The sequence below is a fragment of the Streptomyces sp. SAI-135 genome, assembly GCF_029893805.1.
Classification (GTDB): Bacteria; Actinomycetota; Actinomycetes; order Streptomycetales; family Streptomycetaceae; genus Streptomyces.
The window spans coordinates 4,557,135-4,581,820 of sequence record NZ_JARXYP010000002.1; the positions used below are offsets into that span (position 1 = coordinate 4,557,135).

The window sequence follows — 24,686 nt, forward strand, 5'->3', positions numbered from 1 at the left end:
CTTTATCCAGGGCGGATTAGAGTCTCACATGTCGACATGTCACTACAGCGTGTTGCCGACATGTGACATTCTGCCGGAAGCGCGTTTGCCGAGGCTTCGGCTCCGGTATTCAGGTGAAGGCTGACGTTCCACCACGGGGCGTTCGCCGCGACCGTCCCGCGACCCAAAGGGGGTGGCATGTCCGCAGATCAGGGCAGCTCGAAGGTGCTCACGCTCACGAAGAGCGCGGCCGAGCCCGTACTCGACGACGTCACGGCCGTCGAGGCCGCGCCGGCCCCGGCCCTCCCGGCCCTTCCGGCCCTCCCGACCGTGTCCGGGGCCATCGACACCCGCACCCTGTCCCGCTCCCTCTTCCTGCGGCTCGCCGCACTCGACGAGAACAGCCCCGAGCGCGCGTACGTCCGGGACACCCTCATCGAACTCAACCTCCCGCTGGTGCGCTACGCGGCGGCCCGTTTCCGCTCGCGCAACGAACCGATGGAGGACATCGTCCAGGTCGGCACCATCGGCCTGATCAAGGCGATCGACCGCTTCGACTGCGAACGCGGCGTGGAGTTCCCGACCTTCGCGATGCCGACCGTCGTGGGCGAGATCAAGCGGTTCTTCCGTGACACCTCGTGGTCGGTGCGCGTCCCGCGCCGGCTCCAGGAGCTGCGGCTGGCCCTCACCAAGGCCAGCGACGAGCTCTCCCAGAAGCTGGACCGCTCCCCGACGGTCGCCGAACTCGCCTCCGTGCTGGGCGTGTCCGAGGAGGACGTCGTCGACGGCCTCGCGGTCGGCAACGCGTACACCGCGTCCTCGCTGGACTCACCGGCCCCCGAGGACGACGGCGGCGAGGGTTCCCTCGCGGACCGCCTCGGCTACGAGGACACGGCTCTGGAGGGCGTCGAGTACCGGGAGTCGCTGAAGCCGCTGCTGGCCAAACTGCCGCCCCGGGAGCGCCAGATCATCATGCTGCGCTTCTTCGCCAACATGACCCAGTCACAGATCGGCGAGGAGGTCGGCATCTCCCAGATGCACGTCTCCCGCCTCCTGACCCGCACCCTGGCCCAGCTGCGCGAGGGCCTCATCTCGGACTGAGGATCCGGGCGCCTAGGGGGGTGCCGACTTGAGTTGTCGGGCGCCTGCGGGTCCGTCGTGGCTGGTCGCGCAGTTCCCCGCGGGGCCGCTGCGCTGGGCTTGGGCGGGCGCCTAGGGGGGTGCCGGCTCGGGTTGTCGGGCGACTGCGGGTCCGTCGTGGCTAGTCGCGCAGTTCCCCGCGGGGCCGCTGCGCTGGGCTTGGGCGGGCGCCTAAGGGGGTGCCGGCTGGGGTTGTCGGGCGACTGCGGGTCCGTCGTGGCTGGTCGCGCAGTTCCCCGCGCCCCTGAGGAGTTGCAGTCACCCAAGCCACGACGGGCCGTTGGCCATCTCACCCGCCGGGTGCGGGTCGGTGGGGGCTGGTCGCGCAGTTCCCCGCGCCCCTGGGTGGGTGCAGTTGCCCGCGCCGCGACGGGCCGTTTGCCGGACGGCGCGCTACGACCGACCGTTGGCCGCGTACGGCGGGCAGGGGACGGGGTGGGGGGTGTCCGCCCGCAGCGGCCGGCGTCCGGCACAGAGGACAGATCAAGGGACCGAGCCGCCGGACCGAGGACGGATACCCCCCACCCCGGCACCGACCCACCCACCGGGCCGTATGCGCTACACGAGCCCCCACCGGGCAGCAACGGGCCGCCGCAGGCACTCAGGGGCGCGGGGAACTGCGCAAAAACGCCCGCCCCCACCGAACCCGCGCCGCCGTCGCTACTTCAGCGCCAGCCAAGCCACCGCCGCAACGATCGCCACCGCGACGACCACACCGACGATGAGCCCGACCCGCGGCCCACCGGACGTCGCGGCCGGCGCGGCCTGCCGACGGCCCTGCGGGCCCTCGTCTACGAACGCGCGGAACATCTGCGTGCTGCCGGCGGGGTCGTGGTTGCCCTGGGGGACCTGGTTCTCAGCCATGCCCAGAGACCCTAGCGAATCCGGGAGTCGGGCCCAAGTGCGGGGCTGACCGGGGTATCAGCGGGCCCCACATGCAGGTTTACGTTCGCAATACTTGCCTTTGCCAAGTTTTGAGGTCGCACTCACCCCGTTTTATTTGCCTGTAGCAACCAAGCACGCCTATGGTTGCCCTAAGCAACGAATACGGGAGGTGTGATGGCCGAGCAGGCGCGATACGAGGAGCTGATCCGCCAGTTCAGCGCCTTCGGAGCCGTGAAGAGGGAGATCGGACGGATGATGCCGTCCGAGTGCCCCTCCGGTTCCGCCGCGGTGCTGACCCTCCTCGGGCGCTACGGGGACATGCGCATGAGCAAGCTCTCCGAGCTGCTCGCCGTGGACATGTCGGTCACCAGCCGCCATGTCGCCCACGTCGCCGAGCGCGGCTGGATCGAGCGCTCCCCCGACCCCGCGGACAAGCGCTCCCGCATCCTGCGCCTGACCCCGGCCGGCCAGTCACTCCTGGACCAGCTCTCCCGGCGGACCTGCCACATGCTCGCCGAGCGGCTGAACGACTGGAGCGACGACGAGGTGGCCCAGCTGACCGCGCTGATGGCCCGGCTGCGGGCGAGCTTCGACGACACCCGCTCGCACGACACCCGCTCGCACGACACCCGGGCCCACGGTCCCGAACCCCGGCCGCCCGCACCCCCCGTACTCGAACAGACCACCCGTACACCCGCGATCACCCAGTAAGAGAAGGAAGCCCATGGCAACGACCACACCATCCGGTGTGCGGGCTCACGCCAAGCACGGGGGAGGCTCCGGCGAGTACGCCCCGATGACGCACCGGCAGATCATGGAGGCCATCTCCGGCCTGCTGCTCGGCATGTTCGTGGCGATCCTGTCGTCCACGATCGTCACCAACGCGCTCCCGCACATCATCAGCGACCTCGGCGGCGGCCAGTCCGCCTACACCTGGGTCGTCACCGCCGCCCTGCTGTCGATGACCGCGGCCACCCCCCTGTGGGGCAAGCTCGCCGACCTGTACAGCAAGAAGGCGCTCGTCCAGATAGCGCTGGTCATCTACGTCCTCGGCTCCGCGGCCGCCGGTCTCTCGCAGAACTCCGGCATGCTGATCGCCTGCCGAGTCGTCCAGGGCATCGGCGTCGGCGGTCTGTCCGCCCTGGCGCAGATCGTCATGGCCGCGATGATCTCCCCGCGCGAGCGCGGCCGTTACTCCGGCTACCTCGGCGCGACCTTCGCCGTGGCCACCGTCGGCGGCCCGCTGCTCGGCGGTGTCATCACCGACACCTCGTGGCTGGGCTGGCGCTGGTGCTTCTACGTCGGTGTCCCCTTCGCCGTCATCGCGCTGATCGTGCTCCAGAAGACCCTGCACCTGCCCGTCGTGAAGCGGGACGTCAAGGTCGACTGGGCCGGCGCGACCTTCATCGCCGCCGCCGTCTCGCTGCTGCTGGTCTGGGTCACCTTCGCCGGTGACAAGTACGACTGGCTGTCGTGGCAGACGTACACGATGGTCGGCGGTTCGATCGTGCTCGGACTGCTGTTCGTGCTGATCGAGGCCAAGGCCACCGAGCCGATCATCCCGCTGCGGCTGTTCCGCAACCGCACCATCACGCTGGCCTCGCTGGCCTCGCTCTTCGTCGGTGTCGCGATGTTCACCGGCACGGTCTTCTTCAGCCAGTACTTCCAGCTGGCCCGCGACAAGTCCCCGACGATGTCCGGCGTCATGACCATCCCGATGATCGGTGGTCTGTTCGTCTCCTCGACCGTCTCCGGGCAGTTCATCACCCGCACCGGGCGCTGGAAGGCATGGCTGGTCAGCGGGGGTGTGCTGGTGACGGCCGGACTGGGCCTGCTGGGCACCATCCGGTACGACACGGCCTACTGGAAGATGTCGATCTTCATGGCGCTGCTGGGTCTCGGCATCGGCATGATGATGCAGAACCTGGTGCTGTGCACGCAGAACCAGGTCGACCCGAGCGACCTCGGCGCCGCCAGCTCGACGGTCACCTTCTTCCGTTCCCTCGGCGGTGCGGTCGGCGTCTCCGCGCTCGGCGCGGTCATGTCCCACCGGATCACGCACTACGTCAAGGACGGTGTCGCCGCCCTCGACCCGCAGTACCGGGCCGCCCTGGCCGGTTCCGGCTCCTCCACCGACAGCATCCCGGACCTGGCCAAGCTCCCGGCCCCGGTGCGCACGCTCATGGAGAGCGCCTACGGCCACGGCATCGCCGACGTGTTCCTGATCGCCGGCGCCCTCGCGGCCGTCGCGCTCCTGATCACCCTGTTCATCAAGGAGGTCCCGCTGAGGACCAGGGGCGCGCTGGCGCAGGCCGCGGCCGAGCAGTCGCCGGCCGAGGCGCCCGCGGCCGAGGCCGAGGCCGAGGCCCCGGCAGCCGGGCACACCCCGAGCTGGGCCGCCACCGCCTCCGACACCGAAGCCACCCCCGCGGGCACGCAGCGGCTGTCCGCCGTGGCCACGCTCGCCCGCCCCGAGGAGTCCCCGGCCGGTTCCGGCGGCATCCCGGTCCGCGGTTTCGTGCGCGGCGCCGAGAGCGCGCCGGTCCCGCAAGCCGCGGTCACGCTGATCTCGCTCTCGGGACAGCAGCTGGGCCGGTCGGTGACACGGGCCGACGGCTCCTACGCGGTCGAGGCGCCGGGCGTCGGGTCGTACGTCCTGATCGCCTCCGCGGACGGCTTCCAGCCGCAGGCGTCCACCGTCCTCGTGAACGGTGAGCCGGTGGCCTACGACGTCCTCCTCAGCGGCACCAGCGGGCTGAACGGGCTCGTGCGGGCCGCGCAGAGCGGGGAGCCGGTCAAGGACGCGATGGTGATCGTCACCGATGTGCGGGGCGATCTGCTGGCCACCGGGACCACCGGTGAGCAGGGCGAGTTCGCCTTCGGGGAGCTGGTGCCGGGTGCGGTGACCGTCGCGGTGAACGCCGCCGGGTTCCGGCCGCGCGCCCTGCCCGTGGAGGTCGGCGGCACCGGCGTCACCCGGATCGAGGTGGACCTCGACGCGGGCGCCCGCCTCCAGGGTGTCGTACGGGCGCCGCACGGTCCGCTGGCCGACGCGCGGGTCACCCTCGTGGACGCGGCCGGCAACGTGGTCGGGACCGCCACCACCGGGACGGACGGGGCGTACGCCTTCACCGACCTGGACGGCGGCGAGTACACGGTCATCGCCACGGGCTACCCGCCGCAGGCGACGGCCCTGACGGTGAACGGGCCCGGCGTAGACGGCCACGACATCGAACTCGCCCACCCCGGCGAGTAGTTCACCCGCTCCGGCCCGTGGCAGGGAGCGCGCGCTCTGAGCGGCGGCGCGCGCCCGCCACGGGCCGGTCTTCATTCGAGGAGTTGTGAGACATGGGACTGACCGCGAGGATCCGCACCCGGGACGGATGGGCCGTGTCGCACGCGGTCGTCACGGTGACCGACATGACCGGCGCCCAGGTACTGCGGGCGGAGGCGGACGCCGAGGGGGCCGTGCGGGACGGGACTCCGCTGGAGCCGGGGCCGTACACCGTCATCGTCACCGCCGTGGGCTACGCGCCCGCCGCCTCCAGCGCGATCGTCACGGCGAGCGGCCGGGCCGAGGTCGGCACGGTCACGCTGGCCCGCATCGGCGGGGCGGAACTCCCGCCGCCCGGGCCCTGGACCGTCGACCCGGCCCACTCCAGCGTGGGCGCGGTCGCCCAGCACCTGGGCATCTCCAGCGTGCACGGCCGCTTCACCGACTTCACCGCGGCGATCGAGGTCGCCCCGGACGACGTGACCAAGTCCCGGGTGGAGGCGGTCATCCGGGCCGCCTCCATCGACACGGGGAACACGATGCGGGACGAGCACCTGCGGTCGGCGGACTTCCTGGACGTCGAGCGGTACCCCGAGATCACCTACCGGTCGACGGGGCTGACGGCGGCCGGCACGGACCGCTGGACGGTCCGCGGGGAACTGGCGATGCGGGGCGTCGTACGGCCGGTGGACCTGGACCTCGCCTACCTGGGCACCGGCGCCGACCCCTGGGGCGGTACCCGCGCGGCCTTCCGGGCGACGGCCCAGCTGCGGCGGGGGGACTTCGCCATGAACTACAACCAGGTCGTGCAGGCCGGGATCGCGGCGATCGGCACGACCCTGAAGGTCGAGCTCGATGTGCAGGCGGTCCAGGGGGAGTCGCTGCCGCAGGCCTGAGGGCGTTGTCAGTGGCGGGACGTACGGTTCGGGGCATGGAGCGGAGCACGGGGGTGCAGGCGTACTACGCAGAGTCGGCGGAGCGGCTCGGGCGGGTCTACGAGAGCGTGTCGTTCGAGGATGTGCACGGGGCGCTGCTGGACCTGCTGCCGCCGGCGCCCGCGCGGGTGCTGGACGTCGGCGCGGGGACCGGCCGTGACGCGGTGCACTGGCACGCCGTGGCGCTCCAACTAGGCTGAATCCATGGCACCGAACATTGCGACCAACACGTCCGTGTCCCTGGAAGAGCTGCTGGACTTCGTGCGCCCCCGGCACCGGGCGATCCTGCTGACGCGGCGGGCGGACGGGTCACCGCAGGCCTCGCCGCTGACCTGCGGGGTGGACGACTCGGGGCGGATCGTCGTGTCGACGTATCCCGAGCGGGCGAAGACGCGGAACGCGAAGCGGGATCCGCGGGTGAGCGTGGTCGTGCTGAGCGACGACTGGAACGGACCGTGGGTGCAGGTCGACGGGACCGCGGAGGTCATCGACTCGCCCGATTCCGTGGAGCCGTTGGTGGAGTACTTCCGGAACATCTCGGGGGAGCATCCCGACTGGGACGAGTACCGGGCGGCGATGGTGAAGCAGGGGAAGTCGATCATCCGGGTCACGCCGGAGCGGTGGGGGCCGGTTGCCACCGGCGGTTTTCCGGCGCGGTTGGCTTCGCCGGACGCGTGAGGGGGCGGGGGGCCCGGTTCGTCGGCGGGTGCGGGTGCGTGGGGGCTGGTCGCGCAGTTCCCCGCGCCCCTAGGTGGGTTCCACCATTGCCTCGATGCCTTTGACCAGTAGGTTCAAAGCGAAGTCGAAGTCCCTGTCCCTCATCTCCTCCACCGTGTCGCCGCCCCTCGCCGTCATGATCTCCTCGTTCTCCTTGAGGATCTCGGCGGCGTCGGGGGACTGGGTCGCCGAGGCCATGGCGTGGCGGAAGTAGGACTCCTGGGTCATGCCGGCGCGGGCCGCCCGGGTGGCGAAGTGGCCCTCGATGGTGCCGAAGCCGTAGACGAACTGGAAGACGGCGGAGATGGCGCCGGTGATGCCGTGGGCGGGCAGGCCGGTCCTGCGGACGACCCGGTGCACGGTCCGGGACAGGGCCAGGGAGTGCGGGCCGATGTTGAGGAAAGTGCCGGCCAGCGGTGAGACCCAGGGATGCCGCACCAGCAGCCGCCGGTACTCCCCGGCCACCGTGCGCAGTTGGTCCCGCCAGTCCTCGTCGGCGTCCGGGTCCGGCAGCTCCAGTTCGCCGAAGGCCGCGTCCAGGGCGAGTTCGAGGAGGTCGTCCTTGGTGTCGACGTACCAGTAGACGGACATCGCGGTCACGTTCAGCTCGGCGGCCAGCCTCCGCATGGAGAACTTGGCCAGTCCCTCGGCGTCCAGGAGCCGTACGGTCACCTCGGTGATCCGGTCCCGGTCGAGGCCGGAAGGCTGGCCGCCCCCACGTCCACCCCGGCGCACCTTGCCTTCCAGCCAGACACTGGTTCGCGCGGCCGCTTCTTGGCCTGCCTTCGCCATGGCGCACCTTCCGAGACGTCGTTCACCTGCCAAGGATGCTAGGCCTGCGCCAACCTGTAAGGGGCGCGGGGAACTGCGCGACCAGCCACAACGCACCCGCACCCGCCCATGGCCGGGGAAGCCCCGCCCCCTGGCGCTCAACCCTGCGGAGCAACCCGCTCGGCCCGCCGCAACAACACCCCCGCCACCACCCCGCCCAGCAGTACGGCCACCGCCCCCACCAACTGGCTGCTCTCCAGGCCGGAGGCGAACGCGTCCGTGATCCGCGTCCTCTCCGCCGCCGACCCCGCCTCCGCCAGCGCCCCCGGCAGCGACACCGCGGCCACCGCGATCCCCGCCGCGAACCGCGCGTTCAGCACCGCGCCCAGGACCGCGACCCCCAGCCCCTGCCCGAACTCCGCCACCGTGCCGTTGATCCCCGCGCCGACCCCGGCCTTCTCCGGCGGGATCGCGCTCATGATCGCGTGTGCCATCGCGGGGCTCGCGACCGCCGCCCCCGCGCCGATCAGCACCAGTCCGAGGAGCGTGCCCGGATAGCCGTGGCCGGTGAGCGTGGCGATGGACAGGAGGCCCGCGGCCATCACCGCCATGCCGAGGCCGATGGAGAGCGGCGTCCCGAGCCTCGTCGACCACTTCGCCGCGACGCCCGTGAAGTTGAGGGTCACGATCATCAGCGCGAGCGGTGCCGTCCGCAGCCCCGCCTCCAGGGGGCCGTAACCGAGGACGAACTGCATGTGCTGGGTGAGCAGGAAGAGCGAGCCGCCCATGCCGAAGGTGATCAGGACCGCTCCCGCCACCGCTCCGGTGAACCGGCGGTCCCGGAAGAAGTGCATGTCGAGCATGGGGTACGGGATGCGGCTCTCCCAGTACGCGAACGCCCCGAGGACCGCCACCGCGACCGCCGCCGGCACCAGCACCCGGCCGGACGTCCAGCCGTGCTCGGGGCCGGAGATGATCGCGAACACCAGGGCGGCCATGCCGATCGTGGAGAGCAGGGCGCCGAGGAGGTCGGGCCGGTCGCCCCGGGGGTTCTTGGACTCGGGGACCAGGATCACGACCGCGACCAGGGCGAGCGCGGCGACCGGCAGGTTGATCAGGAAGATCGCGCCCCACCAGAAGTGGTTCAGCATGAAGCCGCCGAGGAGGGGGCCGGTCGCGAAGCCCAGCGAGTTCACCGCCGCCCAGATGCCGATCGCCCTCGGCTGCTCCCCGGGCGCGAAGATCTGCATGGCCACGGCGAGCGTGGTGGTCATCAGCAGCGCGCCGCCCACACCCATCCCGGCCCGGGCCGCGATCAGTTGGGCGGTGGAGTCGGCGAGACCCGCGACCAGTGATCCGGCGCCGAACAGCACCAGTCCCGCGGCCAGCATCTTCTTGCGGCCGTACCGGTCGGCCGCGCTGCCCGCGGTGAGCAGGAGTCCGGACTGCACCAGCGAGTACGCGTTGATCATCCACTGGATGTCGGAGGTGGCGGCGCCCAGTTCGCTGGTGAGGGAGGGGATCGCCACGTTCAGGATCGTGTTGTCGAGCAGCACGGTGAGCTGCGCGAGACAGATGACGCCGAGTATCAGCCAGCGCTGGGGGTGGCCCTGGGAGACGGCGGCGGGGGCGGGAGCGGTCATGCTGTACACCGTAGAACAGCTCCTATACGGTGTACAACGCGGTTTTCCGCCGTCGCGCTTTCCGGCCGTACGACGAGAAGGGCGGTGACCGAGGCCACCGCCCTTCTTCCTTCGGGAACCGTCAGCCGCTCGCCTTCTGGGTGAGGTCGTAGAAGGTGGCCGAACCGACCGTGACCTTCTTGAAGTTGGCCTCGACCCACGAGGTGATCTGCGAGGACGTACCGCTGCTGCTGCCGCCCATGCCGCCGCCCGAGCCGCCGGAGATGAAGTAGTGGATCTTCCCGTCCGCCACGTACTCCTTGAACTGGGCCAGCGTCGGGGACGGGTCGGTGCCGTTGAAGCCGCCGATCGCCATCACCGGGTCGCCGGTGGAGAGCTGGTAGCTCGCCGCGTTCTGGGCGCCGATGGCCGCCGCGACCCAGGTGTACTTCGACGAGTCGGTCTCCAGCAGCTTCTTGGCCTCGGAGCTGACGCTCGCGCCGTTCAGCAGGCCGCCGACGCCACCGCCGCCCATGCCGCCACCGTCGCCGGTCTGTCCGCCGGGGCCGCCCTGCTGGTTCTGGGTGCCGCCGTTGCCGTTCTGCTGGTTCTGGCCCTGCCCACCGGGCATGCCGCCGCCGGGGAAGCCGCCGGTGCCACCGCCCTGCGTGTTGCCGTTGCCGTTCTGCTGCTGGCCCTGCTGGCCCGGCATGCCGCCGCCGAAGCCGCCGCGGCCACCGCCGCCCGGACCGCCGCCGCCCATCATGGACGCGCCCGCCGGGCCCGCCGTCACGATGGAACCGGTGTGGCCCTCCTGGAGGGTGCTCAGGGTGTACGCCGTCGGGCCGGCCAGGGCCGCCACCAGGCCCAGGGAGGCCGCGGCGAGGGCGAGTCGCCGGCTGAGCCGGCCCGCGAAGATCAGGCCGAGCGCGGCGACCAGGCCGCCGATCAGGACCAGGTACTTCAGCCAGGGCAGGTAGTCGGAGGTGCGGTTGAGGAGGACGTAGCTCCAGGCGGCCGCCGCCACGACCGAGGCCGCGAGGGTGATCGACGCCCACAGTTCGGCGCGCCTCTCCCACAGGAGCCCCGCGCCCATGCCGATCACGGCCGCCAGGTAGGGGGCGAGGGCCACCGTGTAGTACTGGTGGAAGATGCCCGCCATGTAGCTGAAGACGACCGTGGTCATCAGCAGCGAGCCGCCCCAGACCAGGAACGAACCGCGGGTCACCGACGTCCGCTTGAGCCTGCGGGTCGCCACCAGACCGGCGACGAGCAGGATCAGCGCGGCCGGCAGCAGCCAGGAGATCTGACCGCCGATCTCGGAGTTGAACATCCGGTCCCAGCCGGTCTCGCCCCACTGCCCGGTGCCTCCCGCGCCGCCGCCTCCGCCGACGGAGCCGGTCTCGTCGCCGTTGAGGCGGCCGAGGCCGTTGTAGCCGAAGGTCAGTTCCAGGAAGGAGTTGTTCTGGGAGCCGCCGATGTAGGGGCGGGAGGAGGCGGGCCACAGCTCGACGATCGCCACCCACCAGCCGCCGGAGACGACCAACGCCGCGGTGGCTGCCGCCAGTTGACCGAACCGCTTCTTGACGGAGACCGGCGCGCAGACGGCGTAGACGATCGCCAGCGGCGGCAGGATCAGGAAGGCCTGGAGGGTCTTGGCGAGGAACGCGAAGCCGATCGCGGCACCGGCCCACAGCAGCCACTTCGTACGGCCGTCCTCCAGGGCGCGGACCACGAGATAGCAGGCCACCGCCATGAGCAGGGCCAGCATGGCGTCGGGGTTGTTGAACCGGAACATCAGCGCCGCGACGGGGGTGAGCGCGAGCACGGCGCCCGCGATCAGACCGGCCGCGGGGCTGAACCGGCGGCGCACGGAGGCGTGGACGACGGCGACCGTGCCGACGCCCATGAGGACCTCGGGGGCCAGGATCGCCCAGGAGTTCAGGCCGAAGATCCGCACCGACAGCTCCATCGGCCACAGCGAGGCCGGGGGCTTGTCGACGGTGATCGCGTTGCCCGCGTCCAGCGAGCCGAAGAAGAACGCCTTCCAGGACTGCGATCCCGCCTGGACCGCCGCCGAGTAGAAGGAGTTGGCGTAGCCGGAGGAGCTCAGGTTGTACAGGTAGAGCAGGAGGGTCACGGCCAGCAGGCCGAGGAAGGCCGGGCGCGCCCAGCGGGGGTCCTCGGGGCGGCCGCGCCACAGTCTGCGCACGAAGGGCTGCCGGGGTTCACCGGACGAGGGCGCCGGGACGGCGGCCGGCGCCCCGGGGGCCGTCGCCGCCGGACCCCACCCGGAACCCTGCTGGGTCGGACGGTCGGTCTGCGTGGTCATCAGGGCTTCCTCGGGTCGGTGTCGGTCGGGCGCACCGGCTGCAACCGCACGGTGGCGTCCTTCCAGGAGCGCTGCTCCGCGGCTTCACCGGCGCGGAACTCGGTCGTGTCGTACGGGGACGCCGGCGTGTACGGCGTCGGGGCGTACTGCTGTGCCGTGGGGCGCTGGGGCAGCGGCTCGTAAGGCTCCTGCGGGAGCCGCTGGGTGGAGAAGGCAGGCGAGGCCGGGGTGTGGGCGGCGACGACGGTGGACCGGGGCCGGTCGTCGTCGCGGTCGGGGAAGACCCAGGCCCGGAAGAGCAGGAAGCGCAGCACGGTCGCCGCGAGGTTGGCGGCGATCAGCACCGCCAGCTCGGTGGAGTGCGCGGGGTCGCTGCTGGCCGCGTTGAGCGCGGCGAGCGATCCGCTGGTCAGCGCGAGGCCGATGCCGAAGACGACCAGGCCCTGCGCCTGGTGCCGGACGGCACCGCCCCGCCCGCGCACCCCGAAGGTCAGACGCCGGTTGGCGGCGGTGTTGGCGACCGCGGAGACCAGCAGGGCCAGCGTGTTGGCGATCTGGGAGCCGCCGAACTGCCGGAAGGCGCTGTAGAGGACGAGGTAGAAGAGGGTCGACAGACCGCCGACCACGCAGAACCCGACGAGCTGGCGGGCCAGTCCCTTCGGCACGTCCTGGATCTCGCGGTCGCGCGGGTCGTCACCGAAGGGCCGGGTGATCCGGTCCAGCGGCAGCGATCCGCTCGCCAGGGCCTTGCCCACCCGCCACACGCCCTTGAGGTCCTCGGTCGCCGTCTTCACGATGTGGACGGTGGAGTCCGGGTCGTCGACCCAGTCGACGGGCACTTCGTGGATACGCAGCCCCGCGCGCTCGGCGATGACCAGCATCTCGGTGTCGAAGAACCAGCCGGTGTCCTCGACGAGCGGCAGCAGGACCTGCGCCACGTCACGCCGGATGGCCTTGAATCCGCACTGGGCGTCGGAGAAGCGGGCCTGGAGGGAGCCGCGCAGGATGAGGTTGTAGGCGCGGCTGATGAACTCGCGCTTGGGGCCGCGCACCACCCGGGAGCTGCGGGCGAGCCGGGAGCCGATCGCCAGGTCGGAGTGGCCCGAGATCAGCGGGGCCACCAGCGGCAGCAGGGCGTTGAGGTCGGTGGACAGGTCCACGTCCATGTAGGCGAGGACCGGGGCGTCCGAGGCGGACCAGACGGTCCGCAGCGCCCGGCCGCGGCCCTTCTGCTCCAGCCGGAAGGCCCTGACCTCAACGATCTCCGCCTCCAGCCGCCGCGACACCAGGGGAGTGGTGTCCGTCGACGCGTTGTCCGCGATGGTGATGCGGAACGCGTACGGGAAGGTGCGCTTGAGGTGCTCGTGCAGTCTCAGCACACACGGCTGGAGGTCCTTCTCCTCGTTGTAGACGGGGATCACTACGTCCAGGACAGGCGTACCGGCGTCGCCGGCCGGGAGGTGCTCCCGCGCCGGCAGGGTGCCGGGAGAAGAGTCGGTTCGCATGGGAACGACTCTGGTCAAGCCCCCTGTTGCACCCATATGGCGGCGCTGTGCTGTGCCTGTGAGTGCGGTTGCCAGTTGGTTTCGGGCGCCGGGCGGGGGGCCGCGGGCCCGACCGCGGGCAGGTGCACGGTGAACACGGTCCGCCCCGGCACGCTGTCCACGGTCACCGCGCCGCCGTGCGCGGTCGCGACGGCCTGCACGATGGCGAGGCCGAGACCGGTGGACCCGGTGGCGCGGGAGCGCGCGGAGTCACCGCGTGCGAACCGTTCGAAGACGTGCGGGAGCAGGTCGGACGGGATGCCCTGGCCGTTGTCCTCGACGTCCACGCACATCCACGGTCCGCGGCGCTGCACGCGCGCGGTGACCGTCGTACCCGGCGGGGTGTGCTTGCGGGCGTTGCCGAGCAGGTTGATGAGCACCTGCTGGAGCCGGGCCGCGTCACCGGAGACGAGGGCGGGTTCGTCGGGCAGGTCAAGGCGCCAGTTGTGGTCCATGCCGGCCGCGCGGGCGTCGCTGATGGTGTCCACGACGAGCGGGACGAGGTCGGTCTGCTCGAACTGGAGCGGCCGCCCGGCGTCCAGCCGCGCGAGCAGCAGCAGATCCTCCACGAGCAGCGTCATCCGGCCCGCCTCGGACTCGATACGGCCGAGCGCGTGCCGGGTGTCGGGGCCGACCTGTTCCCTGCCGCGCCGGGTGAGCTCGGCGTACCCGCGGATGGAGGCGAGCGGAGTTCTGAGCTCGTGACTGGCGTCGGCCACGAACTGCCGTACCCGCATCTCGCTCTGCTGCCGTGCGTGCAGGGCGCCGTGGACGTGGTCCAGCATCCGGTTCAGCGCGGAGCCGACCTGGCCGACCTCGGTGTGCGGGTCGCACTCCGACTCGGGCACCCGCTCGCTGAGGTTCACCTCGCCGGTGTGGAGGGGCAGTTCGGAGACCCGGGTGGCGGTGTGGGCGACCTTGCGCAGGGGGCGGGTGGCGAGGCCGACGAGGACGTAACCGGCGATGACGGCGGCGCCGAGACCTGCGGCGGTGACGCTGACCTCGACGAGGATCAGGGTGTCGATGGTGGCGTCGATGTCCTGGGTGGGGACGGCCACGTAGTAGGCGGAGGTGTCGTTGGTGGCGTACCGGACGAGGTAGTCGCCGATGCCGGGGAGCTCGACCTTGTGCTCTTTGTTGTCCTTGGGGACCCGCGTCGAGTGCCTTGATCTGGGCGGCCGTGAGGTTCTCGGCGGTCATCTCGAAGTTCTGGTCGGACTTCACGCCGCGCTTGGCGTCGGTGATCGTGCCCTTCTCCACCTTGGCCGCGATGGTGCCGTCCGGCCCCGGGCCGGTGACGAACTTGGCGGGAGTGCTCAGCCGGTTGCCCTGCCCGACGGGCTTGTCCTCGTCGTTGTCGCCGTTGCCGAGCTGCCCGGGCGGGAAGTCGCGGGGCGCCGCCCGCGACGCGGCCTCGTTGAGCTTGCCGCTCAGCTGGTCGTACAGATGCGACCGCAGTGCCAGTGTCGTCACGGTGCCGATCACCGAGCAGACCACGGCGATCAGCACCACCGACGCGACGACGAGCCGCGTCCGCAGCGTGCGCGGCTTGCCTGCTCGCCCTGCCCGCTGCTGCGCCCGCGGCCGTCGTCGCCCGCTCATGAGGCGGCGGGCTTGATCAGGTAACCGGCGCCGCGCCGGGTGTGGATCATCGGCTCACGTCCCGCGTCGATCTTCCGGCGCAGGTAGGAGATGTAGAGCTCGACGACGTTGGCCTGGCCGCCGAAGTCGTACGACCACACCCGGTCGAGGATCTGCGCCTTGCTCAGCACCCGCCGGGGGTTGCGCATCAGGAACCGCAGGAGCTCGAACTCGGTCGCGGTGAGGTGGATGTTCTCCCCGGCCCGCGCGACCTCGTGGCTGTCCTCGTCGAGGGTGAGGTCGCCGACGACCAGCACGGAGTCGGAGCGGCGGTCGGCCGCGCCGGAGCGGCGGATGAGTCCGCGCAGCCGGGCCACGACCTCTTCGAGGCTGAACGGCTTGGTGACGTAGTCGTCGCCACCGGCGGTGAGCCCGGCGATACGGTCCTCCACGGCGTCCTTCGCCGTCAGGAACAGCACGGGCACGTCCGGCAGTTCGCGGCGCAGCCGCCCCAGGACGGTGAGGCCGTCCATGTCCGGGAGCATCATGTCCAGGACCACGGCGTCGGGCCGGAACTCCCGCGCGGTCTGGACGGCGCCCGTGCCGTCACCCGCGCTGCGGATCTGCCAGCCCTCGTAGCGCAGGGCCATGGACAGCAGTTCGGTGATCGACAGCTCGTCGTCCACCACAAGCACGCGGACGGGGCTCCCGTCCGGCCTCAGCAGTTCGGTGCGCCCCTGGGGCGAGGTCGTGGTCATGGTGAACACCATGTCGGGGCCCCCTGAGAGCACCCTTTCGGCAGTCTGTGATTTCCCTGAGAAACGCACAGGCGGCTCTCAGGGAACCCCTGGGAACGTCCTGGTCCGACGGGACGGACGGGGCATCGTCGCCCGGACTCCGCCCACTCTGCCCACTCCGCCCGCTACCGGACCGGCCCCTGCTCGTCCACCTCGACCGTCGGCGCCCCCAGGAACACCTCGGTGCCGACGGGGCCGTAGGCGATGTTGAAGGTGTCCAGCCAGTACGACCAGTCCCGCACCCCGGCGGCGCTGCTGAAGCGGTAGTTGAGCCGCCACCGCACCCACTGGCCGGGCTCGAGCCGCACGCCCGGGCGCCGCCGCGGCCGGGGCGGCACCCCGAACATCGGACGCACCCTGGGCAGGACGCGCAACCGCCGGTCCGCCTCGCGGAGTTGCACGTCGACCCCGCGGAGGCTGTCACCCTGCCGGCCGTGCGGCACGAAGTCGTCCCGCTCGTCCATGCTGACCGCGTGGACGAACGGCTCCCCGGCCCGCCGCACCGCGGAGGGCGGCAGCGCGAAGCCGACCGGGGCCGCGTTCCTCCTGGTGGCGGCCTCGCCGCCCCGGGACCGCTTCGTCCACGACGTGCGTATCCACTGCACGGTGACGTCCATCCCGGCTCCCCCCTCGTCAGAACAACCCGTCCTGTACCCCCGCCGCCTCCTTGAACTCTCTCACCGGCACGCTGATGTCCACCCCGTCGGCCGGAACCAGTTCCCACCCCGTCATCAGCCGGGTGTCCAGTACGACGACCGCACCGCCCTCCGTCTCCAGGTGCAGGTCGGGTCCGGCGGCCGCGCGCAGCCGCCCGCCCACCGACCCGCCCGCGACGAGCTCGCTCACCTCACCCAGGGCGGCGGGCAGTGCGGCGAGGCCGAAGATCTCGACATGGTCGACCGGTCGGTACGGTGCGCGCTCCAGGGAGTCCGGCCAGCCGCCCAGCGCCACCGCCCGCGCGTGCAGTCCGGCGAGCTCGGCCGCCCGCTCGCCGGCCGACCCCGGCAGGGCGGACCGTACGGCCCGCTTGGCGCCGTACGGAATGCGGTCGGGCACCGAGAGCGCCGCCCGCAGCAGTTCCTCGGTGCGCCGCGCGGCCATCAGCGGACCGGTGCCGAGCCAGCTGAAGCAGACGGCCCCCTGCTCCAACAGGCGCGCGGAGCCCCGCTGGTGGGCCGTGATGCCGACCTTGACCATGCCGGGCCCGAACCACGCCAGATACACCCGGTACGGCCGGGGGTCGTCCGTGAGCGTGTCGGCGGCCACGGAGTGCGCCCGGTCAAGGCGCGCACACTCCTCGCACCGCGCCCCCGTGCTGCGCCCCGACACCGCGGCCCGTGCCGGACACACGTGCCCCCGCGCTCCCACACAGGTCCGCACACCCCCCTCCGCGACCCCGAAGGCCACCCGCTTCCCCCGGGTCAGCGCACTGTGCCGGCCACCGTCCCAGCGCAGCACGGGCCCGTCCGCCGACCACGACAACCCCGAGCACTTCCATCCCTGTGCCATCCCTCACGAGAGTAGGGGGCACCACTGACAACGGCCCGCACGAGATCGAGGGTCCCGGTCAGCCCACCGACTCGACGGGCAACGGCTCCGCGGACACCGCCGGTTCCGACGTCGCTCCGACCACCCCGGTCCGCGCGCGGCCCCGTCCGGCCATGCGGCATCCGACGCACCCCGGGTGCCCCTGCCGGGCGCCGGTGTCCCGCACCCGCATCCCCCACTGCTCGCGCGGCCGACGGCCCGGCGGCTTGCCCCAGCCGGACAGATGCAGGGCCCAGGTCACGAGGGCGCTCGCCGCGGTGATCACGAGACCGACGGCGATCAGCGCGCCGGAGACCGTGCACACCCCCACCCCCAGCACGGACGTCCCCACGGTGGCGACGGCAACTCCGCTCCACCCGGCGACCGTGTGCCCCTCGTCATACTGATGTGCACTCACAGATCCTCCTCGACCGCACTTTCTCTCACCTCCTAAGAAATTTAGCTCAGAAACCTCTCACGCACTAAGGGAATAAGGATTCCGATGCCCGCCGAGCCCCGCCCCGCCGCCACTCCGGCCCAGGCACTGGAGGCGATGGACTTCTTCATCGCCACCGCCCACCTCGGCCAGCAGGAGATAGCCCAGCGGCTGGGCCTGAACGTGACCGACCTGCTGAGCTTCGCCTGCGTCCTGAAGGCGGGCGAGAACCTCCTCACCGCGGGCGACCTCGCCGAGCACGCCCACGTCACGACCGGCGCGGTCACGGGCATCCTCAACCGCCTCGAACGCGGCGGCTACGTCACCCGCGTCCCCGACCCCGCCGACCGCCGCCGCGTCCGGGTCGCCGCGCGGCCCGATGCCGTGGCCAAGGTCGTCGCCCTCTACCAGCCGTACTACGACCGTCTCGACGCCGTCTTCGCGGAGTACTCCCCCGACGAGATCGCCGTGCTCCACGACTGGTTCAGCCGCTCGACGAACCTGGCGCTCGCCTATATCGAGGAGCTGCGGGCGAAGGACGCGGGGGGCGAGTAGGGGGCGAGGCGAGTGGCGGTGCGGGGTCGAACGGCGGGGGCACCCCACCCCGGGGGTGCAGCCAGCCCTACCTCCGGTCCGGGAGTGCGCTCCATCGTTTCTTAGGGCCCGCGACGGCATCGTTGATCACGGCTGGTCCACCCGGGATCCAGCGGATCGACCAGCGAACGGCGAGCCGGAGGAAACCCGCATGGAGCCGCAGCCGACAGACCGGCCCCAGCCCCGCTCTCAGTCCCGGTCGCCGTTGCCCTCCCCGCCCGGCCCCGTCGCCTCCTTCGTGCGCTTCGTCGTCTGCGGCGGCGGAATCGGCGTCCTCTCCAGCCTCGCCGTACCGCTGGTCGCGACGACGATGCCGTGGGCCATGGCGAACGCGGTCGTCACCGTGGCCTCCACGCTCCTGTGCACCGAGCTGCACGCCCTGTTCACCTTCGGCACCGGCCGCCGCCCCGGACTGCGCAGGCACCTCCAGTCCTCCGGCTCGGCGGCCGCCGCGTACGTCGTCACCTGTGCCGCGATGTTCCTGCTCCACCTGATCCGGTCGACTCCCGGGATGTTCACGGAACAGGCGGTCTACCTCAGCGCCTCCGCGCTGGCCGGCACCGGCCGCTTCCTGGTCCTGCGCCTGTACGTCTTCGCGGGCACCCGCAAGGCCGGACGCCCGTCCGGCACCGTCGTCCCCCTGCCCCGCCCGTCCCTGCCGCGCACCACGGTGGCCCCGGCCTGCTGAAAGCCCCGCCGGGGTGCAGACCCCGGCCTCATCCGGAAGGAACTCCCATGAACCAGCTCCCGTCCTCCCCGCAGGTCAAGACCTCCCCCGAGAACGACCTGGCCGCGGTCCTCACCGCCTGGGACGAGGCCCACCCGGCCCCCACCGACCCCGACTGGCGCCACCTCCTCGACGAACTGGCCCACCCCCGCACCACCCAGGCCTTCCACAGCCTGGCCACGAGCACCGCATGAGCCCTCGTCACATCCCTCTGTCCCACGACACGACAAAGCCCCCTCCGGGATGATCCCGAGGGGGCTTTGACTGCTGTGCACTCGGCAGGATTCGAACCTGCAACCTTCTGATCCGTAGTCAGATGCTCTATCCGTTAAGCTACGAGTGCTTGTTCTGTTTTTTCGCCGCTCCTTGCCCTTCCGGGCCGCTCGCGGCGACAGGAAGAACATTACATGACTGCCGGTCGCATGTGAAATCCGTTAGCCATACCCCTTGTGACCTGCACAAACGCACATCTGAGCGAGCTGGGAACAACGAAGCCCCGGTCACTGGGACCGGGGCTTCGGTGATCTTGCGCGGAGGCGGAGGGATTTGAACCCTCGATGGGATTTAAGTCCCAAACCGCATTAGCAGTGCGGCGCCATAGACCGGACTAGGCGACGCCTCCAGCACAGCCGCCCGCGCGAGCGCGAGTGGTGCGTGCAGATGATGACACAGCCGGAGGTCGTGCCACCAATCGGCTCCCACGGTACTAGGCGGGCGGGGCGCAGGGCAAAGCGCTTCCGCGCAACGAACGGCGCCGCCCGCCGTTAGTCAGGGCATGTCCTACGTCATCCGGCTCGGCCGGCTCGCACGGCTGGGTCCGCTCCCGCTCTTCCTCGCCGCCCTCGCCCCCACACCCGCGACGGCGTACGCCGAGGCGGGCGACCATCTCACCGTCACCGTCCGGGACGCGGGCGGTGGCGCCGACGGGACCTTCGAGGTCGACTGCCACCCCTCCCGCGGGACCCACCCCGACGCGTCCGGCGCCTGCGCCGCCCTGGAGCGGAACACCCGGTGGGGCAAGGACACCTTCGCCCCCGTCCCCGAGGGCAGCGTCTGCACGATGCTCTACGGCGGCCCCGCCACCGCCCATGTCACCGGGACCTGGGCCGGTCGCCCCGTGGACGCCCGGTTCGACCGGAGCAACGGGTGCGAGACCGCGCGCTGGGAGCGGTTCGTGCCCCTCCTCCCCGGCATGGACACCTAGCCCCCGGGATGCGGTCACACGTTCTGCTTCACTTCGTCGTGCGACCTCCCTCTCATCCGGCACCCCCGCACAACCGCTGCGCTTAGACTCCCTCGCGTGACACGTCGCGGGCCCCTTGGCAAGATGGCCCGAACGGTCGGCAAGGTGCGGTAACAGGGAGGAAGCGTCTCGTGAGCAGCAGGCCATCCCGAGGCGCTGCTCGCCTCGCAGCCATACTCGACGCGCTTCCCGACGCGTTGGTGCTGGTCAACGCCAATGGGACCGTCGTCAACGCCAACACCATCGCCCTGGAGGCCTTCGAGGCGCCCGGGACGGCCCTGGTGGGGCGCGGGCTGCTCGATCTGCTGCCGCAGTTCGACTCGCGGCTCATCCCCGGCTCCATGCGGCGGCCCGACCACATGGACCCGCGCGGGCGGACCAAGCCGACCCGGATGGTGGCGCGCAGGACCGACGGCAGCGAGTTCCCCGTCGAGGTCACCAGCGCCAATCTGGAGAACGGCCAGCAGGCCTACGACGGTTACGGCTACAGCGGCGACGAGCTGCTCATGCTGGTCGTACGGGATCTGACGGGGACCGTCGACACCGAGGCCGAGCTGGCCCGTTCGCAGCGGCAGACCGAGATGATCCTGCGGGCCGCGGCCGAGGGGGTCGTGGGGACCGACACCGACGGGCGGATCGTGCTCGTCAATCCGGCCGCCGCCCAGATACTGGGTTACCGGGCCAGCGACCTCGGCGGCCGCGAACTCCACGACCTCATCCTGCACTCCCGCGCCGACGGCACCCCCTTCCCGTACGAGGAGTCCCCGCTCGCCGACACCCTGCGCTCCGGGCGCAAGCACCGGGTGCGCGGGCAGGTGCTGTGGTCCAAGAAGGGCGACAAGGTCCCCGTCGACCTGACGACGGCGCCCGTGCGCGACGGCGACCAGCTCGTCGGCGCCGTGCTCACCTTCACCGACCGGCGGCCCTACGACGCCCTCGCCGACGAGAAGTCCGCCGCCGAGAAGGCCCACGCGGAGGAGCTGGAGCGGCTCGAGGAGGAGCACGCCTCCGAGCTGACCGCGCTGCGCCAGAAGCACATCACCGAGCTGGAGGAGCTCCAGGAGCGGCACGCCGAGGAGCTCGCCGCCGGCGAGGAGCGGTACGCCGCGCTCGGGGAGCGGGAGAAGGACCGCTACGAGGCCCTCGCCGGCCGGCACGATCAGCTGCTGACGCTGCTCGGACGCTCCCTGCGCGGGCCCCTCGACGAACTGCGCCGCGAACTGTCCGCACTCGCCGCCGACGACGCCCGGGCAGCTGTGGCCCGAGGCCAACCAGGTCCTGCACCACCTCTCGGCCGGCTACTCCCGCATCACCAACCTCATCGACAACGTCCTCGGCTACCAGCGCCTCGACGCGGGCGCCGACGTCGTCCACCGTACGAACGTCATGCTCGACGCGGTCGTCGCCGCCGGTGTGGACGGCGCGGTCGAGCTCATCGGGCCGGGGCGCGTCCAGTTCGCCGTGCACGCGCCGCCCATCGAGGCCGAGGTCGACGCCCAGCGCCTCGCGACCGCGCTCGCCCATCTCATCGCGGACGTGGCCGGGGTCGACGCGACCGGGAACTCCCCCGTGTCCGCGGGCGGTTACATGGACAACACGGTCGTGGTGGCGGCCGCGCTGCGCGGCGAGAGCGTACGCATCGAGGTGCGCGGGCCGTACGCCGGGGGAGACCCGGTGCACGAGCCGATCGTGCGCGGGATCGTGCGCGCCCACGGCGGTGTGCTCCAGACGCACGAGGTGCCGGGCATGAGCGGCAGCGCGTACGTCCTCGAAGTGCCCATCGGTGCCGGGGCAGGGGCCGTCGCGGTTCCCGGTCCGGCCGCGCTGGAGGCCGCCCCCGCGGAGGCTCCCCCCGTGGAGGGCGCCCCGACGGAGACCGCGCCTGCCGAGGGCGGCGGGCGGCGGCGCGCCCGGCGCTCCTCCACCGACTCCTTCCTGGACGCCGACGTCCCGCCCGGGAGCGGGGCCGGTGCCGGGACCGACGAGTCCGTGCCCCCGACCGGGCGGCGCAGGCGGCGTGCGGCGGCCGGGCCGGAGCAGCCCGTGTCCGTACCGGCGCAGGCCTCCGGCGACGACGGGGACGGGTCCGGCGGTACCGGGCGGCGCCGTGGGCGTCCCGCCGAAGGTGCCGAGGCGGCTGAGGCCGGGGTGTCCGAGGGTGCCGTGGTGATGGCCGGCGAGCACGGTGCCGGGTCCGCTGCGGCGGGCACCGGTCTCGGCGGGACCGTACCGCCGCAGGGCGTGCCCGTACCGGCCGGGCGGCGGGCCCGGCCCGAGGGTGGCGAACAGCATGCGCTGCCGGCGGCGTTGCCCGCGGGCGGTTCCGGCGAGCCGGGCCGGCCGCAGGGTGAGCTCCAGGTCGCCGGGCAGGTTCCGCCCGGTGACGGCGCACCGCAGCAGGACGGGCGCCGACGGCGTGCTCTCGCGGCCGCGTCGGAGCGTGCGGCGGCGCAGGAGGCGGCCCCCCGCTCGGTCTTCGCCCTTCCGCCCGCCGACGCGGACCGGCCGGCCGACGCCACGGACGCGGCGGCCCTGGCCCAGGTCCAGCCCCAGGGACAGCCTCAGCCCCAGCCCCAGACGGGGGTGCCCGGTCAGATCCCGGGACAGGTACCCGCCCCCGGCCAACCCCACATGCCTGGCCAGGGACAGGTCCCGGTGCAGCCGCAGGTGCCCGGTCAGATCCAGGCGCCGGCCCAGGCCCAGGTCCCCGGTGCCGTGCAGGTGCCCGGCGGCCCCGTCCAGACCCCCGGCGGTCAGCCCTCCGCCCCCGTTCCCGCCGGTGGCCTCGCGCAGCCCCTCCCCGCCGCGGGTCACGGTGACGACGGCCGGCACGACGCCGTGCCGCACGACCAGGCCCACGACCACACCCCGCCGCAGCCGCACCCCACCACCGCGCCGACGGGCCGCCGCCGACGGGCCGTGGCCCAGCCCGCGGAGGGGGTTCCCGCTCAGGCCGGCCAGGGTGTCCAGGCAGCCGTGCCGGCGGGCGTTCCCGCGGCTCCGGCCCAGCAGGTCCCCGGCATGGTGGCGCCGGACGGATTCCCGGGTGTCCCGGTGCAGAACGCGACCGGTCAGGCCGGCCTGATCGCGCAGACCGCACCCGCCCCGGCCTCGCCCCTCCCGGCCCCCGGCGGCCCCCTCCCCGCCGAGGCACCCCGGCCGGCGGCCCAGACCCCTCCTCCCGCTCCCCAGCCGTGGCCGGGCGGCCAGGACACCCCCGTACCGGCGAACGGCGCCGCCACCGCCGTACCCCCGAACCAGCCCGCTGCCCAGCCCGCTTCCCAGCCCGCGCAGGCTCCGGCGGCCGGTCAGCCCACTCCGCCGCCGGGTACGCCCGTGCCGGCGCAGCCGGTTCCGGCGCAGCCGCTGCCCGCCGAGGCCGCGGCGGCCCCCGCCGCGCCCGTCGACCCGAACTCCACCCAGGGGCGGGCGATCAGCGTGCGGACCCTCGGTCAGGGGGTTCCGTTCACCCGGCAGGCAGCCCAGGTGCAGCAGCCGGGTGCGGCCACGCCTCCCCCGCACCAGCCCGGTGGTTCGGGGCGGCGGCGCAAGCTCGGCACCCGGCCCGACCCCGCCGCCGCGACGACGGCCCCGGAGCAGGGAGCGCGTCCGCACCCGGCGGCCGAACAGTCCGTACCGGCGCAGGCCCCGCAGCCGCAGCCGTCGCTCGCGGGTCAGTCACGGCTGGCGCACGCCACCGAGGCGGCCGGGCGGTCGTACGCCATAGGGGCACCGGACGAGAACGCGGCCGAGGGGCCCGAGCCGCTGGACGGCCCCGGTGGGGCCGTCGAGATCCCGGACACCCCGCGACCGCAGCCGATGGACGACGAGCTGCCCCCGGAGCCGCTGGACAACCCGCGGCGGCTGCTGGTGTGGCCCGCGCCGGACGTGACGACCCAGCAGGCGCTGAGCGACCGCGGGTACCGGCCCGTCATCGTGCAGTCGCGCGAGGAGGTCGACGCGCAGATCGCCGCGTTCCCCGCCGCGCTGTTCGTGGACCCGCTGACCGGGCCGATCACGCGGACGGCGCTCCAGTCGCTGCGGCAGGCGGCGGTGGCGTCCGAGGTGCCGATCATGGTGACCGCCGGCCTCGGGCAGGCCTCGCGGGAGGCGGCGTACGGCGCCGACCCCGCCGTACTGCTGAAGGCGCTGGCGCCCCGGGACAGCGAGCAGCACCCGCCGCGCGTGCTGCTGATCGAGGAGCACGCGGAGATCGCGCTGGCGCTGACGGCGACCTTGGAGCGGCGCGGGATGCAGGTCGCCCGGGCGGCCAGTGACGCGGATGCCGTGACCCTGGCCGGTCAGCTCAGGCCCAACCTTGTCGTGATGGACCTCATGCAGGTGCATCGGCGGCGGACCGGGATCGTGGACTGGCTGCGGGCGAACGGGCAGCTCAACAGGACGCCGTTGGTGGTGTACACGGCGGCCGTGGATCAGGCGGATCTGCCCCGGTTGGCTTCCGGGGAGACGGTGCTGTTCCTGGCCGAGCGGTCCACGAGTGCTGAGGTGCAGGCGCGGATCGTCGATCTGCTGGCCCGGATCGGCACGAACTAGCTCACGGGCCGGTTGTCGTCTGCGGGTC

19 protein-coding genes, 2 tRNA genes and 2 pseudogenes are annotated in these 24,686 nt (G+C 72.4%); 11 read left to right on the forward strand and 12 right to left on the reverse strand.

Annotation, left to right across the window (positions count from 1 at the left end):
- The first annotated feature begins 177 nt into the window (after positions 1 to 177).
- Positions 178 to 1,080 (forward strand): RNA polymerase sigma factor SigF, encoded by a 903-nt coding sequence (locus tag M2163_RS25045; protein WP_280895079.1) that lies wholly within the window; start codon positions 178 to 180, stop codon positions 1,078 to 1,080.
- Between the two features lie 699 nt (positions 1,081 to 1,779).
- Here M2163_RS25045 and M2163_RS25050 read toward each other — a convergent pair.
- Positions 1,780 to 1,983: a hypothetical protein gene (locus M2163_RS25050; RefSeq protein ID WP_280850605.1), complete on the reverse strand. Its 204-nt coding sequence runs from the start codon at positions 1,981 to 1,983 to the stop codon at positions 1,780 to 1,782.
- Between the two features lie 195 nt (positions 1,984 to 2,178).
- On the opposite strand from M2163_RS25050, the gene M2163_RS25055 reads away from it, so the two are divergent.
- From M2163_RS25055 to M2163_RS25075, 5 genes are all read left to right on the forward strand, one after another.
- The gene (locus M2163_RS25055; RefSeq protein WP_280895080.1) at positions 2,179 to 2,715 is read left to right on the forward strand and encodes a MarR family transcriptional regulator; all 537 of its coding nucleotides are present in this window, start codon (positions 2,179 to 2,181) and stop codon (positions 2,713 to 2,715) included.
- A gap of 13 nt (positions 2,716 to 2,728) precedes the next feature.
- Positions 2,729 to 5,260, forward strand: a complete 2,532-nt coding sequence (locus tag M2163_RS25060; RefSeq protein WP_280895082.1) for an MFS transporter — start codon at positions 2,729 to 2,731, stop codon at positions 5,258 to 5,260.
- 92 nt (positions 5,261 to 5,352) lie between these two features.
- On the forward strand, positions 5,353 to 6,174 hold the full coding sequence (locus M2163_RS25065; protein WP_280895084.1) for a YceI family protein: 822 nt from the start codon (positions 5,353 to 5,355) through the stop codon (positions 6,172 to 6,174).
- Positions 6,175 to 6,209: 35 nt separating this feature from the next.
- Entirely contained in the window at positions 6,210 to 6,413 is a 204-nt protein-coding gene (locus tag M2163_RS25070) for a hypothetical protein (RefSeq protein ID WP_280895085.1), read from the forward strand.
- A 4-nt stretch (positions 6,414 to 6,417) separates the two neighbouring features.
- The gene (locus tag M2163_RS25075; RefSeq protein WP_053853344.1) at positions 6,418 to 6,891 is read left to right on the forward strand and encodes a PPOX class F420-dependent oxidoreductase; all 474 of its coding nucleotides are present in this window, start codon (positions 6,418 to 6,420) and stop codon (positions 6,889 to 6,891) included.
- A gap of 69 nt (positions 6,892 to 6,960) precedes the next feature.
- Here the strand turns inward: M2163_RS25075 and M2163_RS25080 are convergent, their stop codons facing one another.
- The 9 genes and pseudogenes from M2163_RS25080 to M2163_RS25120 form a co-directional block, all read right to left on the reverse strand.
- Complete coding sequence (locus tag M2163_RS25080; RefSeq protein ID WP_280895086.1) at positions 6,961 to 7,722, reverse strand: TetR/AcrR family transcriptional regulator C-terminal domain-containing protein; 762 nt, start codon at positions 7,720 to 7,722, stop codon at positions 6,961 to 6,963.
- 137 nt (positions 7,723 to 7,859) lie between these two features.
- Positions 7,860 to 9,344, reverse strand: coding sequence for an MFS transporter (locus M2163_RS25085; RefSeq protein ID WP_280850598.1), 1,485 nt, complete (start codon positions 9,342 to 9,344; stop codon positions 7,860 to 7,862).
- Positions 9,345 to 9,465: 121 nt separating this feature from the next.
- Complete coding sequence (locus M2163_RS25090; RefSeq protein ID WP_280895087.1) at positions 9,466 to 11,655, reverse strand: glycosyltransferase family 39 protein; 2,190 nt, start codon at positions 11,653 to 11,655, stop codon at positions 9,466 to 9,468.
- Positions 11,655 to 13,160 (reverse strand): bifunctional glycosyltransferase family 2/GtrA family protein, encoded by a 1,506-nt coding sequence (locus tag M2163_RS25095; protein ID WP_280895088.1) that lies wholly within the window; start codon positions 13,158 to 13,160, stop codon positions 11,655 to 11,657. Before M2163_RS25095 ends, M2163_RS25090 begins: the two co-directional genes overlap by 1 nt.
- 14 nt (positions 13,161 to 13,174) lie before the next feature.
- A pseudogene (locus tag M2163_RS25100) lies at positions 13,175 to 14,801 on the reverse strand (HAMP domain-containing sensor histidine kinase).
- Entirely contained in the window at positions 14,798 to 15,538 is a 741-nt protein-coding gene (locus tag M2163_RS25105; RefSeq protein WP_280895089.1) for a response regulator transcription factor, read from the reverse strand. The pseudogene M2163_RS25100 and the gene M2163_RS25105 overlap by 4 nt, the downstream one beginning before the upstream one ends.
- 164 nt (positions 15,539 to 15,702) lie before the next feature.
- The gene (locus tag M2163_RS25110; RefSeq protein ID WP_280850594.1) at positions 15,703 to 16,194 is read right to left on the reverse strand and encodes a hypothetical protein; all 492 of its coding nucleotides are present in this window, start codon (positions 16,192 to 16,194) and stop codon (positions 15,703 to 15,705) included.
- 16 nt (positions 16,195 to 16,210) lie between these two features.
- On the reverse strand, positions 16,211 to 17,086 hold the full coding sequence (locus tag M2163_RS25115) for a DUF2797 domain-containing protein (protein ID WP_280895090.1): 876 nt from the start codon (positions 17,084 to 17,086) through the stop codon (positions 16,211 to 16,213).
- Positions 17,087 to 17,144: 58 nt separating this feature from the next.
- Positions 17,145 to 17,522 (reverse strand): HGxxPAAW family protein, encoded by a 378-nt coding sequence (locus M2163_RS25120; protein ID WP_280850592.1) that lies wholly within the window; start codon positions 17,520 to 17,522, stop codon positions 17,145 to 17,147.
- An 84-nt stretch (positions 17,523 to 17,606) separates the two neighbouring features.
- Between M2163_RS25120 and M2163_RS25125 the strand changes: the two genes are divergently transcribed.
- From M2163_RS25125 to M2163_RS25135, 3 genes are all read left to right on the forward strand, one after another.
- Positions 17,607 to 18,095 carry a MarR family transcriptional regulator gene (locus M2163_RS25125; RefSeq protein ID WP_280895091.1) on the forward strand — a complete coding sequence of 163 codons (489 nt, stop codon included), beginning with the start codon at positions 17,607 to 17,609 and terminating at the stop codon, positions 18,093 to 18,095.
- A gap of 190 nt (positions 18,096 to 18,285) precedes the next feature.
- On the forward strand, positions 18,286 to 18,822 hold the full coding sequence (locus tag M2163_RS25130; protein WP_280895092.1) for a hypothetical protein: 537 nt from the start codon (positions 18,286 to 18,288) through the stop codon (positions 18,820 to 18,822).
- A gap of 47 nt (positions 18,823 to 18,869) precedes the next feature.
- The gene (locus M2163_RS25135) at positions 18,870 to 19,055 is read left to right on the forward strand and encodes a hypothetical protein (RefSeq protein ID WP_280895093.1); all 186 of its coding nucleotides are present in this window, start codon (positions 18,870 to 18,872) and stop codon (positions 19,053 to 19,055) included.
- Positions 19,056 to 19,131: 76 nt separating this feature from the next.
- Here M2163_RS25135 and M2163_RS25140 read toward each other — a convergent pair.
- Positions 19,132 to 19,204 (reverse strand) — tRNA-Arg (locus M2163_RS25140).
- A 188-nt stretch (positions 19,205 to 19,392) separates the two neighbouring features.
- Positions 19,393 to 19,483: transfer RNA gene (locus M2163_RS25145), tRNA-Ser, on the reverse strand.
- 153 nt (positions 19,484 to 19,636) lie between these two features.
- Between M2163_RS25145 and M2163_RS25150 the strand changes: the two genes are divergently transcribed.
- Together M2163_RS25150 and M2163_RS25155 are read left to right on the forward strand one after the other, a co-directional pair.
- Positions 19,637 to 20,065, forward strand: coding sequence for an SSI family serine proteinase inhibitor (locus M2163_RS25150; RefSeq protein WP_280850588.1), 429 nt, complete (start codon positions 19,637 to 19,639; stop codon positions 20,063 to 20,065).
- Positions 20,066 to 20,235: 170 nt separating this feature from the next.
- Positions 20,236 to 24,658 (forward strand): annotated as a pseudogene (locus M2163_RS25155) (PAS domain-containing protein).
- The last annotated feature ends 28 nt before the right edge of the window (positions 24,659 to 24,686 follow it).

Coding starts and splice junctions, on each gene's coding strand:
- M2163_RS25045 (WP_280895079.1), top strand. CDS start 178: ATGTCCGCAGATCAGGGCAGCTCGAAGGTGCTCACGCTCACGAAGAGC.
- M2163_RS25050 (WP_280850605.1), bottom strand. CDS start 1,983: ATGGCTGAGAACCAGGTCCCCCAGGGCAACCACGACCCCGCCGGCAGC.
- M2163_RS25055 (WP_280895080.1), top strand. CDS start 2,179: ATGGCCGAGCAGGCGCGATACGAGGAGCTGATCCGCCAGTTCAGCGCC.
- M2163_RS25060 (WP_280895082.1), top strand. CDS start 2,729: ATGGCAACGACCACACCATCCGGTGTGCGGGCTCACGCCAAGCACGGG.
- M2163_RS25065 (WP_280895084.1), top strand. CDS start 5,353: ATGGGACTGACCGCGAGGATCCGCACCCGGGACGGATGGGCCGTGTCG.
- M2163_RS25070 (WP_280895085.1), top strand. CDS start 6,210: ATGGAGCGGAGCACGGGGGTGCAGGCGTACTACGCAGAGTCGGCGGAG.
- M2163_RS25075 (WP_053853344.1), top strand. CDS start 6,418: ATGGCACCGAACATTGCGACCAACACGTCCGTGTCCCTGGAAGAGCTG.
- M2163_RS25080 (WP_280895086.1), bottom strand. CDS start 7,722: ATGGCGAAGGCAGGCCAAGAAGCGGCCGCGCGAACCAGTGTCTGGCTG.
- M2163_RS25085 (WP_280850598.1), bottom strand. CDS start 9,344: ATGACCGCTCCCGCCCCCGCCGCCGTCTCCCAGGGCCACCCCCAGCGC.
- M2163_RS25090 (WP_280895087.1), bottom strand. CDS start 11,655: ATGACCACGCAGACCGACCGTCCGACCCAGCAGGGTTCCGGGTGGGGT.
- M2163_RS25095 (WP_280895088.1), bottom strand. CDS start 13,160: ATGCGAACCGACTCTTCTCCCGGCACCCTGCCGGCGCGGGAGCACCTC.
- M2163_RS25105 (WP_280895089.1), bottom strand. CDS start 15,538: ATGACCACGACCTCGCCCCAGGGGCGCACCGAACTGCTGAGGCCGGAC.
- M2163_RS25110 (WP_280850594.1), bottom strand. CDS start 16,194: ATGGACGTCACCGTGCAGTGGATACGCACGTCGTGGACGAAGCGGTCC.
- M2163_RS25115 (WP_280895090.1), bottom strand. CDS start 17,086: ATGGCACAGGGATGGAAGTGCTCGGGGTTGTCGTGGTCGGCGGACGGG.
- M2163_RS25125 (WP_280895091.1), top strand. CDS start 17,607: ATGCCCGCCGAGCCCCGCCCCGCCGCCACTCCGGCCCAGGCACTGGAG.
- M2163_RS25130 (WP_280895092.1), top strand. CDS start 18,286: ATGGAGCCGCAGCCGACAGACCGGCCCCAGCCCCGCTCTCAGTCCCGG.
- M2163_RS25135 (WP_280895093.1), top strand. CDS start 18,870: ATGAACCAGCTCCCGTCCTCCCCGCAGGTCAAGACCTCCCCCGAGAAC.
- M2163_RS25150 (WP_280850588.1), top strand. CDS start 19,637: ATGTCCTACGTCATCCGGCTCGGCCGGCTCGCACGGCTGGGTCCGCTC.